The sequence below is a fragment of the Gluconacetobacter entanii genome (assembly GCF_003206495.1).
GTDB lineage: Bacteria > Pseudomonadota > Alphaproteobacteria > Acetobacterales > Acetobacteraceae > Novacetimonas > Novacetimonas entanii.
Genome location: NZ_NKUF01000059.1, coordinates 1 through 12,188 on the forward strand (window position 1 = coordinate 1; position 12,188 = coordinate 12,188).

The following is a 12,188-nucleotide window of genomic DNA, read 5'->3' on the forward strand; positions in this document are numbered from 1 at the left end:
GTGACACTGGGGAATATCCATGAAAGTGGGCGACTTTCAGGATTTTCCAGTTCCAGAACCACAGTACAAGATACCCATCACGAAAAATGCGGAAGAACCCTGAATCCCCTGCGAAACTGGACGAGCCTGCCGCCGATTGTCCGGTCTCCTGCATTCAGGCTGGCGGTTGAGCGGGCACTATTGATGATCCGCATCCACGCTGCAGACATGTACTTGGCCCCTCACCCGGAACATACACGGTTCCCAATACATCCAGCTGCAGTCGCATGATGGACAGATATACGGGACATGCTATCGGGGCGTGGAACCACAGGGGAAGACTGCGTGGCAAGACTTCGACGTCATCGCGTGAAGCCTTCCGGCAGCTGCCGCCTGACGGCCCGTGAGGCGCAGGTCTGGCGATCCTTTCGCGCCGCCATCCAGGGCGAGAAAGGAGAGAGCGCCGTAGCCCACGTGCTCGACCGGAGCGGCCTGGCCGTGCTGCACAACGCCATACTGCCGACAGGTGACGGCAGGACCACCCAGATTGACCACCTGTTCCTCAGCCCGCGGGGCATCCATGTCGTGGAGACAAAGCGGTATGGCGGCGAACTGACCGGACACCCGGAAGATGAACGGTGGCGACAGCGTTTTGCTGTCGAGGCGCCCGACGCCCCGCCCCGGCTGATTTACAGCCCGGTGATGCAGAATGCCGCCCATTGCCGGGCCGTCTACGCGCTGGCCCGCCTCGTGGACCCGACCATCCAGGTCTTCAGCCACGTCGTGATGACGGGAACTGCGGTCCTGTCACCGGCGCTTGTCGCCTGCACCCTTTCCCTTTCCGAGTTGGAAACCCTGCTGCACGATCTTGAGCGCAACGTGCCGCAGGGCACACTGATTAACGCATGGCGGCGCATCGGGCTTGCCTGCCATGCCAGCGGGCATCAGTAAGCGGCCTCCCTGTCGAGAAAATCGAGCAGTTCCGCGATTTCCCCGGTTGAAAGCATGCGCCCACGACAGGCCTCGCTATCGCGGGGAAAGTCGAGCGGCTCACCACCATGGTCACGGTTGCCGGCACTGATCCAGAGTACCCGCTCCGGCTCCTCGGGATCATAATCGAGGCGAACCCCGAGGCCATCTCCAAGGTCGATGAAATCGGAGAACAGGTCGTCCTCACACCGCAGCGGAAGCATGCCGATTTCCACACCGACCCATCTGTCGGGAAATCTGGCCCGGAGAAGGTCGGTGAGCTGGCGCGTATGCGGCCTGAGATCCGTCGGATCCCGGACGGGCGGCGGTGGCTCCAGGGGCTGCAGGAAACCCGCCTCGTCATCATCCCAGTCATCGGGCTCAATCGGCGGCACCGGCTTTTTCGCCATAAAGCAGACGTCCTTCGACCAAAAGAAAAGCAATTTAAGACCGAAGCGTCGGACGGAACCAGCCTGTTTGGTGCAATGCCCCGGCCACGCGAACGCATGTCGCCGCTGCCGGAGCATGCATTGTCCGCATTCACAAGCCAAGCGCATTCAGTTCCTGATCAACCTGCCTCCAACGGCCGTCAGACTGACGTGGTTCGTTCCTGCCATGATTCCAGCTGCTGACCCGGTTCTCGAGTGGAATTTCGTCAATGAACCGGCTCGGACGGGAAGATCCGCCCTGGCGATAATCACAGAACGTGATCGTGGCCTGCTCCATGGCCCGGGTCAGCGCCACATAGGCAAGGCGACGCTCCTCTCCGGGATTGCGCGACATCGCACCGGGGAAAATCGCCTCTTCCCACGCAGGAAGAAAGACATGCCGGAATTCCAGTCCTTTCGACCGGTGCATGGTCATGAGCTGAACGCGATCACGACCTTTTTCTCCAGGTGCTCCGCCTGCCAGTGCCGCATGTTCGAGGAGGTGTTCCACGCGCCGGAAACCCTGGGCCAGTTCGATCAGTTCCGCGAGGTTTTCGCGCTGGGTTGCAGCTTCATCCGAATCATCAGCCCGCAGCATGTCCAGATACCCTGTTGCCTCGAGCAGGCCGGTAAGGCGCTCCCCAAGGCTTTCCCCTTTCCGACATCCGATCTGTCTGAGAATCTGGACGAATCCCTGCAGCGCCACGACACATCTCGGGGACAGCCGGGTCCGTGTGGCCGCCGCGCATAGCGACAGACCACCCGCCGAAGCCTCTATCTCGATTTTCCCCAGGCCCCTGGCGCCAAGGCCCCGCGGGGGCCGGTTGGCCATCCGCCGAAAGGCTTCGTCCGACCTGCGCTCATCGGGCCATGCACAAAGCGTCAGCAGGGCCAGAGCGTCCTTGACGGCGGTACGCCAATAGAAACCCACATCCCCGATGATCTCGTAGGGGACACGGGCGTGGAGCAATGCTTCCTCCAGCGTTCGGAAAAGCCGGTTCTGGCGGTAAATGATAGCCATGTCATGCCAGGCGACGCCGGTCGCTGCGCGACGGCCAATCTCCCGGACGATCGCCGCAGCTTCCTCGGTGGCGTAGGAGAACCCCAGAACCTCGATCGGGAGGCCCTCGCCCCGACGTGTAAACAGTGTCTTTTCGATCCGCGACGGGTCAAATGAAATCACCGCATTCGACGCATCAAGAATATTGCTGGTGGAACGGAAGTTCTCCTCGAGCTTGAACGTCTTCACAGCAGGAAACTCACGCGGGAAGTTCCGCAGGAAGCCGACTTTCGCCCCCCGCCAGGAATAGATGCTCTGGGAATCATCACCCACACAGAACAGTTCACCAGACGTCCTGCTGAGCAACGTGAGCCACAGGTACTGGGCGCGGTTCACATCCTGAAACTCGTCCGCCATCACGGCCGTAAAACGGGCGGACCACCGGCGATGGTATGCCGCATCATGCAGCATCGCGAGGGTCGGCCACATCAGCAGATCACCAAAATCCGCCGCGTTCTGCTCGCGCAGGATCGCCTGGTAACGACCATACAACCCGACGACAAAGCGCCAGCTTTCGTGATCCACATGGAGATTCGCCGACTGCCGCCTGCCGATCAGGCTTTCAACATGCGCGAAAGCAGCCACCGGTGTGATCAGATCCTCTTTCAGCCGCGCAATCCGCTCGGCCATTTTTTTGATCTGTCTCGCATCTCCTGGCGCTCCTTCCTGCGGCACGGGAAGCTTTTCCTTAGGGACAGTCCTGATCAGGCGGCGGACAATGGCGAGACTGTCCTCGGCGTCACGAATGTCAAAACCGCTACGCAATTGCGCCACTTCAGGCTCGGCCCGTAGCTGTCGGGCAGCCAGAGCATGAAACGTTCCAAGCCATGTGGGTACCGAGTACGTCCCAAGAACGTCTCCGATGCGCTTGCGCATTTCCTGGGAGGCCTTGTTGGTAAAGGTTACACAGAGGATCTGGCCAGGAACCATGCCATGCAGTCCGACGCGGGTTGCGACCCCGGCTGTCAGGGTTTTGGTCTTGCCGGTGCCTGCCCCTGCCAGAACCAGAACATATCCCAGCGCCATCGCCGCGCGCCGCTGTTCTGGCGTCAGGCTATCAAGGACTGGCGCAAGCGCACGCGGAACGGGAAGATTACCGGTCATAGCTCTTCCAGCCCTTCCGCCATGCAACCCGGGGTCGTGGTGATCTTACCGGTCGAGAGCAGGATCGTCGCCGGATAGGAAAGATCCCAGTTCCCAAGCTGACCTTCCCAGCGTCCATCGATAACCAGGCCGACAGGACAGCCCGGCCGCTCGTAGAGGCGGACTGCACTTTGCGGTATCGGGGGATCATCTTCTGCCTGCGCCAAACGCTGGCGCAGGTGGCGGTTCCAGATGCCTCGAGCCGGGCGCGAGCAGGCAAATGTTCGTGCAAGGTCTGCCTTCATCGCCAGACGCGTAATCCCCAGATCCGCATAGTCTGAAACAGATCCCATGACCCTCTCCTATGTGAGATGATCCTGCGCGCAGGACCGTTCGGCGCCCGCCTCTGTGGCACGCCAGCCGTAAATGACGATCATCCCGTGATGCCGTCTGTTCGGTGAGCCCAAAGGACTCACGCTGGTTCACAAGGACATCCCCGGCGATGAACATGAACGTGGCCCAGCGGGCTTCCCCACACGTTCAGACGGCGCAGGCAATGACGGAGCCGAAACCCGCGGCGGCCGCTGCGTGCCGTGCGCCTCGGCCTGACCCAGCCATGACGGAGACACCGTCTCCGGCTGCGCTTTCGACCCCGAACCCAGAACTTCGGACAGGCGGCACAAGGGCGCAACGGGAACAGAACCCGCCTCCATTCCTTCCCTGCGGGTCCTCAGGACCGCATTCCAGTCCTCTCCCGGCCCTTTCGGAGATATCCGCCCCGACCAGAGACTGACGTCCCGTGCCATCGCAGCGAATTTCCCGGCATAACGATCCCCCTGCATGTCGTTATCAACGGCAACAACCAGTCGCGCTTCAGGCTGGGCGGCGACCTGCATCATGACCCGCTTCAGGTTCGCTTCGCTCTCTGGGCTCATGCCGCCACCCGTCGAGGTATAGAGCGTTCCTTTATGGAAGCGATCGAGTGCAGCAAAGGACAATGCATCAATGGCCGCCTCGGTGACGACAAGGCGTGTCACCGGCTTTTCTCCCCCGTCGGCCCGGAAACCGAAGAGACGCTTGCCAACTCCGCCCGTCGAAAACCCCTTGTAATCCGGCCCCCGCATTTCCATGCCGGTGAACTGCCCGTCCGCATCCCGGTGGCCGAACCAGGCGGTTCCGTGCGGGCCTTCCTTCAGCGCCCCCTGCTGTCCAGCAATCGCGACAATATGCTCGGGCAACCCACGGATCTCCGTCAGATAGCACCATGCAGCCGTCCCCTGCCCGGGTGCGGCGCGACGGTTCCACAGTTCAGCGGGATCGCGCCGCGGTCTGTCAGCGGCTCCCTTCGTACGCTCGACAACTTCGAGCGTCTGGCTCCTGCCGATCAGGGCGCGAAGTTCCTGCCTGACATGACCGAGGTTCTTCGAGGGATCGAGATACTGGACAAGCTTGAAGACATCGCCCTTGCCGTCGCCCTTGGGGTCCCACCAGCCCTTGCCATCGTGATTGACAATAATGGCCTCACTGTCACGGCGAAATTTCAGGTTACGGGCGGAACGCTGCGCGGTGGCCTGCCGATCCAGCCGGAACCCGGCTTTCTCCAGAACAACGGCGCAGTTTACAGCATTGCGAAGCTCATCAAGTTCTCTTTGCTGTGCTTCTGGGGAAGACGTGTAAGCCATGAAAGACACTCCTTCACAAACAGCATGGATTGTGTTTCAGACCGCTCCGGTATTTACGGTGAGTATTTGAGATGATCGTGCGGAAACACACGACGACCTCTGTATGGTTCGTCGAGATATTGCGTCCTGATGATCCGCGTTGAGGATTTTTATTCTGCGTGAACTGCAAAAGAATACGGGACGCACGAATGGCCGCAGTCTACGCGCAGCAGCAAACGGCATGTGCCCGCGCCACTGCGCACGCATTACCGGGACCATGGATGAGCGGGCACTCACGACGCCAGATACTCCCTGTGGAGGATCCCGTCTGCGCCCACATCATGCGACTGACGAAAAAATAAGGTTCACGAACCCGCTTAAAGGTTGATGGAGAAACAGGAGAGACACAGTTCATCCCCGATGTGGACGGACGACCGGCGTTCCAATATCGGCCGACAGACTTTCCCGATCGCCCACGCCATCAGGTCGGACAGGTCTCACAAGTATTCATGACGGGAACTGGCGCAGCAGAAACCGCACTTTCTTCTCCCTGAACGGGCACAACGCTCCGGGTCGTTGACGACCCGGAACGACAAGCGGCCTAAAACGGAATTTCGTCATCCACGTCCTGCGCGTTGGAAGTTGCGGCAGGAACGGGGCGCTGTGCAGCGCTCCGCGAGGGACGCTCTTCATCAAAACGTCCATCGCCCGTGCTTCGACCATTGGCCAGCACCTTCAGGTTTCCATCAAACCGATCAATGATGATCTCGGTCACATAACGGTCCTGTCCCTGCTGGTCGGTCCATTTGCGTGTCTCGAGATGGCCTTCGACATAGACCAGCGTTCCCTTCTGGCACCGACGTTCGATCACGGCCGAAAGGTGATCGTTGAAAGAGACGACACGGTGCCACTGGGTTTTTTCCCGGCGCTCACCGCTGGCGCGATCGGTCCAGGTTTCACTTGTCGCCACGCCGAAGGATGCGATTTTGCCCTCCCCTTCCCTACGTGCGGCAAGATCCGGATCCCGGCCCAGGTGACCGATGATGATGGCGCGATTGACTGACTGGCTCATGGTCTTGTTCCTTTTTTCCTTCCTGGTCGTCTCCGGCCCCTGCCGGATCTTTGACCTGGTGCGGTCGCGCGGAAGCGGGCCACAGGCGGCGGGCGCAACCTCTCGGGGCGGCAGTGGTGCGGAAGCCGCGCATGCGGCTTCACGGTGCCGTCCCGACCGCAGGCCTGGGGGTTGCGCCCGACGACGACCGCTTCAGACCGCAAAAACCAGGTCAGAGACCCGGCAGGGGCCGAGGTCATGCTTTTGAATTTCGATTTCTGTTTTATTTTTCTATTTCGCTCATAATCGTGTCATTTATTCTTGTACAATTACGATAGTCGTCCTAGAATTTCCCTGTCTCTACATTGGGAGTTCATCATGGCCGTGATTACTGCGTCGGAAGGACGCATCACCCTGAAGGCCGACTTTCATCCCGAACTGGCAATCCAGGCCCGGCGTTACAGGGGACGTTTTCTCGGCAAGGAAATCGGCTGGTCCTTCCTGCCCGAACATGAGCAGGCGATCCGCCAGATCTGCCAGACCCTGTATGGCGTGGATGGCACGCCAGATGCATGGAATGACTGCTGCACCGTGCAGGTCGAAGTCGACGAGCAGGATGTCCGGGCACCGCTGTGGCGCCAGTTCAACGCCGATATTTACCTCGGTGGCCGTCACGTTGTCGGCGTTTTTGGTCCACGGCAGGCAGTTCGCACCGGCAGGGGCATAAAATTCCTGCGCGGCCAGCCGCATTGCGCCACCCGGATCGGCGCCTACCACATGGAGGTACCCACCGGCAGCGTTCTGGAAATCCGGAAATATCCGCGTGCCGCACTCGCGTTCCTGGGCAGGTGCCTCGACGGGCATGGCTCCTGGCACATGGCCCAGGGCTAGAGCAGCCCGAGTTGCACGGTGGCCACGGGTGCATCCGCCGACGTCGCTTTTCCGCCATGCTTTGCCTGCAGACGGGCCAGCTCCGCTTTCTCGCGCGCAACCTGTTCCTCGCGGGCACGGGTCGTCCATGCCTTGACCAGCAGGTTTTCCCGGACGCGCTGCCCGATTTCCTTCTCTACATCCGACCAGACAAAAGTCGGGTCGCCCCAGCAGGGATATCGCGCAACCTGATCGAGGAAATCGCGCCGTGTGGCTGCATTGTCGAACCATGTCTGCGCGAAGCCGGTCCGATTATAATGCGCGATAAATCCGAACATATTGCTCAGCCGGTTATACAGGGCCGGGGTAAATTTTTCTGCAGGCATTCCGAGTGCGATGAACCGCAGGATCGCATTACCAAGCTTTGCCTTTTGCTGGGCCGTCGCCCATTGGGTGGGTTTCAGGACAGCCGGGTCGAAAGGCGGGATCCGAAGCCGCTCGCACAGGATCAGCCCCGCCGTCATGACACCTGGCTCCGGCATCGATAGCCGTTATGAAAGCGGCTCACATCCGGCAGATCCGGATAATGCCCATCGCCCAGGCCCTCTTCGTTCATCCTTTCCAGATAGCGCACTGCCACGGTCACACGGCGGGCATTGGCGAGGCTGCGCAAAACGACCAGATCCGAGCGGCCTCGCATATAACGGTCTTTCCAGAGACCGGTGACGGGGTTCAGCGCAGCCGCCCCCATCGCGCCGTTCAGAAAGCATTCCACGATCCACGGCCGGGTCCGATAGGGACGTCCCGAAACAGGAGCCGGCAGACGGAAGATGGTTCCACTGGCAATGGTCCCGACCCGGAGCGGGTTATTACCGACCTGAAATGGAGACGTATAATACTGGCGGATCATGCCACGTCTCCTTTGCAGGACGCCATGTTTCCGGTTTCGGCTGCGGATCGTCCATGCAGGATCCGCGCGCCATCAGCGTCGTTATCGACCATGAGAACCCATCTGTCGGTCCCCAGGGCGCCAGTGCGGTAAGCCGCATCAAAGCCACGTGGCTTACGATCGCCCCGACGGATATGCACACTGATGGAAAACGAGCGCCCGGGATGCGCGCCGGCGATCCTCTCACCGTAAAGCGTTACGGCACTCGAGATTTCCGCGAGCGTCCGGGCTTCTGTCATCCCCCGTGCACCAAGGTGTTCCATCGGCAGCGCCTTAAGGATGGTGCAGCCGTCGGAACGGATGCGCACGGCGGGAGTGGCAATCAGGGCAAAGACTGGCATGATGAACTCCATCACTCAGCGCGCCCTTGCGGGCGCATATATTTTCAGGGTTGGGTTTCAGGCGGCAGAAGCCACGTCCTCGACGGATGGCTGACGTGTCGATGAGCTGAAAATGTATTGGGCCGCGGCTGAAGCAGCGCTCGCTGCGGTGAAAATGGCGCGCTTGTCGGCCTTCAGCAGTTCCAGCCAGTTCCCGATGTAATCCGCATGGCGGACCGTCGGCTCGATCTGCAGTTCCGCGCATACGAAAGCTGATGTCATCTCTGCGACGAGTTCCTCGGCCGCGTAGGCATGGTCACCAAACCGCCTGCCAAAGGTGCGCGACAGCCGGCTTTCGGCCCCGGTCCAATGCCCGATCTCGTGAAAGACGGTTCGGTACCAGTCGATCTGGTTGAAATAGGACTGCTGGGGCGGAACCCGGATGAAGTCCGCATCCGGGGCATAAAATGCCCTGTCACCACCGACGCGAATGTCCGCCCCGGTTTCGGTCATCAGCGCTTCCGCGTGCGGCACGATTTCGCGTTCCGGCAACGGCGCGGTCGGCGCGACCATGCTCTCCGGCAGGTTCTCGCACTGGTCAACATTGAACACCGTAAACCGCTTTAGAAACGGGATCTGGCGTGGCTCGTCGGAACCTGCTTCCGATTTTGGCGTGAAACGGTCGGCATAAAATACCGTCGTTCCCTTCTCGCCTTTCCTGACATTGCCGCCCTGCGCATGCGCCTGGCGGAACGTCAGCCATTTCTGGGTACAAAACCCCTGCATCTCTACCGAACCCCACAGCATCAGGATGTTGATCCCGGAATAGGCCCGGTCGGTCGCGGCATTACGCGGCAGGGCAATGCCGCATTTCGTGCGGCTCCACGGGCAGACCCATGGCACGGTTCCCGCTTCAAGTTCGCGGATGATGCGGTCAGTGACGGACTGGTGGATGTCGGTACGTTCGGTCCTGGCCATGATCAGTCTCCAGAAAATACAGACGCCGCCCCGAAGGGCGGCGCGGATGGACAGCGGATGGCGAGGGTGGTGTCACCTGAAATCGATGATGCCAGTGCACGGATCGAGGAAGACGTCGGGCAGCAGGAGGAAAGTGACCATGGAGGCCGTCCAGAGGAGCACGATGACGACGAATTTGGCGATTTCGACGGCGGTGCGGGACGGCGGCGCAATGCGGTTCTGTGCCATTTCCAGATCCTTTTTTCGGGGGTTTCGACCCCTTCCGGCGACCGCAGGGCAGACTGGCGGGCAAGGGCGCCGCACCGCGGCGGCACCGGAGCCGCGCACAGATGGCGCAGCCATCGCGCACGGCGAGGAGCCACCCCTTGCGCGACAGGCTGGACTGTGGTGCCGATCCTCCCTATATTTGTTTTTTATTTATTATAATTATTTTATATTATCTTGATTTATACACACATCTCGGAGTATTATTAAAAAATACTATATTTTATATTTGTAAAAGTTTCTGTTTCTCTGCTTGCAAACACGGTTCACATGCATGTCCTAATGGACCCTCTCAAAGCTACGCCGTATATTCATTGATGCGAATGGCGTCATCGACGGCGTCATCGGAAGATTTGTAATCCCATGCTGTTTCGAGAGAGCGATACAACCATCGTACAAGATCACGCATGACATCAGAGAGTATCTGCGCGGCGTCTTCTGTCATTTCGAAACCGGTCTGACTTTTACGTGTCACAGTGACGATCATTGTAAATTCGTGATAATAGGGCCCGGTGTGGCTAATCCGGGCGATTAGCTGGTAGAAATTCCGTCTCTGGATCTGCGCCAGGGTGTCATCAATCGCGTGGAGTTGCGTACGGGCGACGTCACGGCCAGTATTCCAGAAGTCTTCTGTTATTCTGAAAGTTTGCCATAAGCGGGATCGAGGCTTCGATGAATGGGCTGCGCCCGTCCCATCCAGGGCTGGGGGCGGATTTCCTTCAGCCAATCAACGAAACTCGGAATAAATCCAAAGTCCTCGCGCATATGCTGCTCGGCGATCAGCCGCACCGGAACAACCCGCCCGGTGGAAATTGTCAGCACAACGCCAAAAAGTCTCTCAGCGAGGAAGATACCTTCCGCGTGATGTCTCAGCGCACGATGCCGAAAATCGGCCGAAATCAATTTTGATTCGTCGAACCAGGCATGGATAGGCAGGAAGTCATCAGCCGTACCTCCCCACTGCCGCACCGACGAGAGAGCATGATAATAACTATGCGCCATTTCAGGCCTCCTCTGTCCAGCTATGCTCGGAATATTCAGTGGACATATATCGTCCGTTAAATTCGAGCGTCAGCGTTCTGTTGGCCACGTCAAACCTGAAGTCGCCAAAAGCACCCTCATTGTTTTCCCAACCACCGTTGGTCTCGGCCAGTGCGGCGTAACAGACCTGTTCGATGACATCCCGCAGGGGAGTACGTTCCGAGACAATCTCGCAATCAGTCCACCTCGCCGTCACCGCATCGACAAGGACGTCGAGCCGTGAATCCTCCCCTTCAGGCACAACAGCAATCTCCTCGATCTGGCCGCTATCTCCTTCACCGTCAAACGACACTGTAACGGCTGTAATCCTGGATACCGAAAGCGTTTCAAAGATGATCCTGCGATTTTGCGCTGAAGCTTCATTGCATGCTCTTTCATGGCGAAGTAACCGCTCTGCATGCTCCGCAAAGCTTCGTTCGAAGTTCTCAGTCATGGCGAGTTCCCTCAGTTGCTCAGGCACGGGCACATACCCGCACTCGTTATCGGAAATGAAGCGGGCCGGACGTTGAAAACCATGTCGTAAGCAGAACAATGACAGGAAAGTCCTTACTATAGTCTTGTTAAGCATGGCGTTTCCGATCGTATTTGCCATGATTTTTATTATTTTTTACGCCCAGACCTCGCCCGTTACCTACATTTTTGCTTACGCTAATAAATAATAGTCTTCGTGATATCCGCCGTATGCTTGTTCGCGTCAGGGTGTTTTCGGGGATGCCAGATAGGGGCAACTGATCTGCTCGGGCGTGACATCAATCCACAAACGACTGCCCGCAGTCGCCTCCAGTGCCTTGCGGATGGTATCGGCGGAAAGAAATTCCGCGCCATCGTCGCCGCCAAATGACGCGCGTTTGACATCGTACCAGTCGTCAGGACATGTGCGCGGGTCCGCTTCGACAGCATAGGCGACAAGGTTCGCCTGACCCTCAGCGTCACTGAAGCCCGGATAACCATTCGACATCAGGTACACCCCATGATCGCCAACCAGCATCAGGCCTGCCGGTATCTTGGTACGGTCGACATCCGCACCGGTCGGATGGCGCGACGACACGCCAGCCTTGAGAAAGACCTGGTCAACAAGCTGATCATAGGTAGGGGAATGTTCGCTCGCGGCTTGCGCATGAGCGAGAAGACGCGCCACCAAGGCGTGGTCAAAATGAAGTTTCATGGCAGTATTCCTTTGTGTGAGCCCCTTGCGAGGACACAAAAAAGGCGGGACACCGAAGTATCCCGCCTCAAGAAATGAAAACTGGCGCATCTGGCCCGAAGTGCCCACCGATGCCGTTGCCGATCATTCATCTTCATCGTCATCAAAGAAACGAAGCGAGGCATCGACCGGGCCGTCCGCATCAAACAGGACGTAATCACAGTCGTGATTCCTGGCCAGGGCAAGAATGGCCCGCAGTGACCGCGACCCCGGCCAATCATGGGAGTATGGGTCCAGATGGGGTGGACGGCCTCCATGCGACATCAATGTGCCATGATGAGGTCGGAAGACCATTCAGAGGAGACCGCCCGGATGAAAGTTACCATAATCG

16 protein-coding genes are annotated in these 12,188 nt (G+C 59.0%); 2 read left to right on the top strand and 14 right to left on the bottom strand.

What is annotated here, in order from left to right:
• Positions 1-348 precede the first annotated feature (348 nt).
• Entirely contained in the window at positions 349-930 is a 582-nt protein-coding gene (locus tag CFR72_RS14970; RefSeq protein WP_023524161.1) for a nuclease-related domain-containing protein, read from the top strand.
• On the opposite strand, the gene CFR72_RS14975 is transcribed toward CFR72_RS14970, so the two are convergent.
• From CFR72_RS14975 to ssb, 5 genes are all read right to left on the bottom strand, one after another.
• On the bottom strand, positions 924-1,343 hold the full coding sequence (locus CFR72_RS14975) for a hypothetical protein (RefSeq protein WP_244182324.1): 420 nt from the start codon (positions 1,341-1,343) through the stop codon (positions 924-926). The two genes, CFR72_RS14970 and CFR72_RS14975, sit on opposite strands and share 7 nt — an antisense overlap.
• 145 nt (positions 1,344-1,488) lie before the next feature.
• Complete coding sequence (locus tag CFR72_RS14980; RefSeq protein WP_110914653.1) at positions 1,489-3,540, bottom strand: ATP-dependent helicase; 2,052 nt, start codon at positions 3,538-3,540, stop codon at positions 1,489-1,491.
• Positions 3,537-3,872, bottom strand: coding sequence for a hypothetical protein (locus CFR72_RS14985; protein ID WP_014106780.1), 336 nt, complete (start codon positions 3,870-3,872; stop codon positions 3,537-3,539). Before CFR72_RS14985 ends, CFR72_RS14980 begins: the two co-directional genes overlap by 4 nt.
• A 129-nt stretch (positions 3,873-4,001) precedes the next feature.
• Positions 4,002-5,201 (bottom strand): DUF3991 and TOPRIM domain-containing protein, encoded by a 1,200-nt coding sequence (locus CFR72_RS14990; RefSeq protein WP_110914654.1) that lies wholly within the window; start codon positions 5,199-5,201, stop codon positions 4,002-4,004.
• Between the two features lie 580 nt (positions 5,202-5,781).
• On the bottom strand, positions 5,782-6,252 hold the full coding sequence (gene ssb, locus CFR72_RS14995; RefSeq protein WP_014106778.1) for a single-stranded DNA-binding protein: 471 nt from the start codon (positions 6,250-6,252) through the stop codon (positions 5,782-5,784).
• Positions 6,253-6,609: 357 nt separating this feature from the next.
• Here ssb and CFR72_RS15000 point away from each other — a divergent pair, with 357 nt between their 5' ends.
• Positions 6,610-7,122 (top strand): hypothetical protein, encoded by a 513-nt coding sequence (locus CFR72_RS15000; protein ID WP_014106777.1) that lies wholly within the window; start codon positions 6,610-6,612, stop codon positions 7,120-7,122.
• Here CFR72_RS15000 and CFR72_RS15005 read toward each other — a convergent pair.
• From CFR72_RS15005 to CFR72_RS18530, 9 genes are all read right to left on the bottom strand, one after another.
• On the bottom strand, positions 7,119-7,643 hold the full coding sequence (locus CFR72_RS15005; protein ID WP_244182325.1) for a hypothetical protein: 525 nt from the start codon (positions 7,641-7,643) through the stop codon (positions 7,119-7,121). The two genes, CFR72_RS15000 and CFR72_RS15005, sit on opposite strands and share 4 nt — an antisense overlap.
• Positions 7,622-8,011, bottom strand: a complete 390-nt coding sequence (locus tag CFR72_RS15010) for a hypothetical protein (protein WP_014106775.1) — start codon at positions 8,009-8,011, stop codon at positions 7,622-7,624. The genes CFR72_RS15005 and CFR72_RS15010 overlap by 22 nt, the downstream gene beginning before the upstream one ends.
• Positions 8,008-8,391 (bottom strand): hypothetical protein, encoded by a 384-nt coding sequence (locus CFR72_RS15015; protein WP_231850463.1) that lies wholly within the window; start codon positions 8,389-8,391, stop codon positions 8,008-8,010. The genes CFR72_RS15010 and CFR72_RS15015 overlap by 4 nt, the downstream gene beginning before the upstream one ends.
• A 57-nt stretch (positions 8,392-8,448) precedes the next feature.
• Positions 8,449-9,348 (bottom strand): ArdC family protein, encoded by a 900-nt coding sequence (locus CFR72_RS15020; RefSeq protein ID WP_014106773.1) that lies wholly within the window; start codon positions 9,346-9,348, stop codon positions 8,449-8,451.
• A 72-nt stretch (positions 9,349-9,420) separates the two neighbouring features.
• A complete protein-coding gene (locus tag CFR72_RS17680) occupies positions 9,421-9,576 on the bottom strand; it encodes a hypothetical protein (protein WP_023524163.1) in 156 nt (51 codons plus the stop codon).
• Positions 9,577-10,245: 669 nt separating this feature from the next.
• Positions 10,246-10,614: a DUF6915 family protein gene (locus tag CFR72_RS15030; RefSeq protein WP_014106772.1), complete on the bottom strand. Its 369-nt coding sequence runs from the start codon at positions 10,612-10,614 to the stop codon at positions 10,246-10,248.
• Position 10,615: 1 nt separating this feature from the next.
• On the bottom strand, positions 10,616-11,086 hold the full coding sequence (locus tag CFR72_RS15035; RefSeq protein WP_014106771.1) for a DUF6878 family protein: 471 nt from the start codon (positions 11,084-11,086) through the stop codon (positions 10,616-10,618).
• A 261-nt stretch (positions 11,087-11,347) separates the two neighbouring features.
• The gene (locus tag CFR72_RS15040) at positions 11,348-11,818 is read right to left on the bottom strand and encodes a DUF3085 domain-containing protein (protein WP_110914655.1); all 471 of its coding nucleotides are present in this window, start codon (positions 11,816-11,818) and stop codon (positions 11,348-11,350) included.
• 123 nt (positions 11,819-11,941) lie between these two features.
• The gene (locus CFR72_RS18530) at positions 11,942-12,151 is read right to left on the bottom strand and encodes a DUF5983 family protein (protein WP_444699932.1); all 210 of its coding nucleotides are present in this window, start codon (positions 12,149-12,151) and stop codon (positions 11,942-11,944) included.
• Positions 12,152-12,188: the final 37 nt, after the last annotated feature.

Coding starts and splice junctions, on each gene's coding strand:
- CFR72_RS14980 (WP_110914653.1), bottom strand. CDS start 3,540: ATGACCGGTAATCTTCCCGTTCCGCGTGCGCTTGCGCCAGTCCTTGAT.
- CFR72_RS14985 (WP_014106780.1), bottom strand. CDS start 3,872: ATGGGATCTGTTTCAGACTATGCGGATCTGGGGATTACGCGTCTGGCG.
- CFR72_RS14990 (WP_110914654.1), bottom strand. CDS start 5,201: ATGGCTTACACGTCTTCCCCAGAAGCACAGCAAAGAGAACTTGATGAG.
- ssb (WP_014106778.1), bottom strand. CDS start 6,252: ATGAGCCAGTCAGTCAATCGCGCCATCATCATCGGTCACCTGGGCCGG.
- CFR72_RS15000 (WP_014106777.1), top strand. CDS start 6,610: ATGGCCGTGATTACTGCGTCGGAAGGACGCATCACCCTGAAGGCCGAC.
- CFR72_RS15005 (WP_244182325.1), bottom strand. CDS start 7,643: ATGCCGGAGCCAGGTGTCATGACGGCGGGGCTGATCCTGTGCGAGCGG.
- CFR72_RS15010 (WP_014106775.1), bottom strand. CDS start 8,011: ATGATCCGCCAGTATTATACGTCTCCATTTCAGGTCGGTAATAACCCG.
- CFR72_RS15015 (WP_231850463.1), bottom strand. CDS start 8,391: ATGCCAGTCTTTGCCCTGATTGCCACTCCCGCCGTGCGCATCCGTTCC.
- CFR72_RS15020 (WP_014106773.1), bottom strand. CDS start 9,348: ATGGCCAGGACCGAACGTACCGACATCCACCAGTCCGTCACTGACCGC.
- CFR72_RS17680 (WP_023524163.1), bottom strand. CDS start 9,576: ATGGCACAGAACCGCATTGCGCCGCCGTCCCGCACCGCCGTCGAAATC.
- CFR72_RS15030 (WP_014106772.1), bottom strand. CDS start 10,614: ATGGCGCATAGTTATTATCATGCTCTCTCGTCGGTGCGGCAGTGGGGA.
- CFR72_RS15035 (WP_014106771.1), bottom strand. CDS start 11,086: ATGACTGAGAACTTCGAACGAAGCTTTGCGGAGCATGCAGAGCGGTTA.
- CFR72_RS15040 (WP_110914655.1), bottom strand. CDS start 11,818: ATGAAACTTCATTTTGACCACGCCTTGGTGGCGCGTCTTCTCGCTCAT.
- CFR72_RS18530 (WP_444699932.1), bottom strand. CDS start 12,151: ATGGTCTTCCGACCTCATCATGGCACATTGATGTCGCATGGAGGCCGT.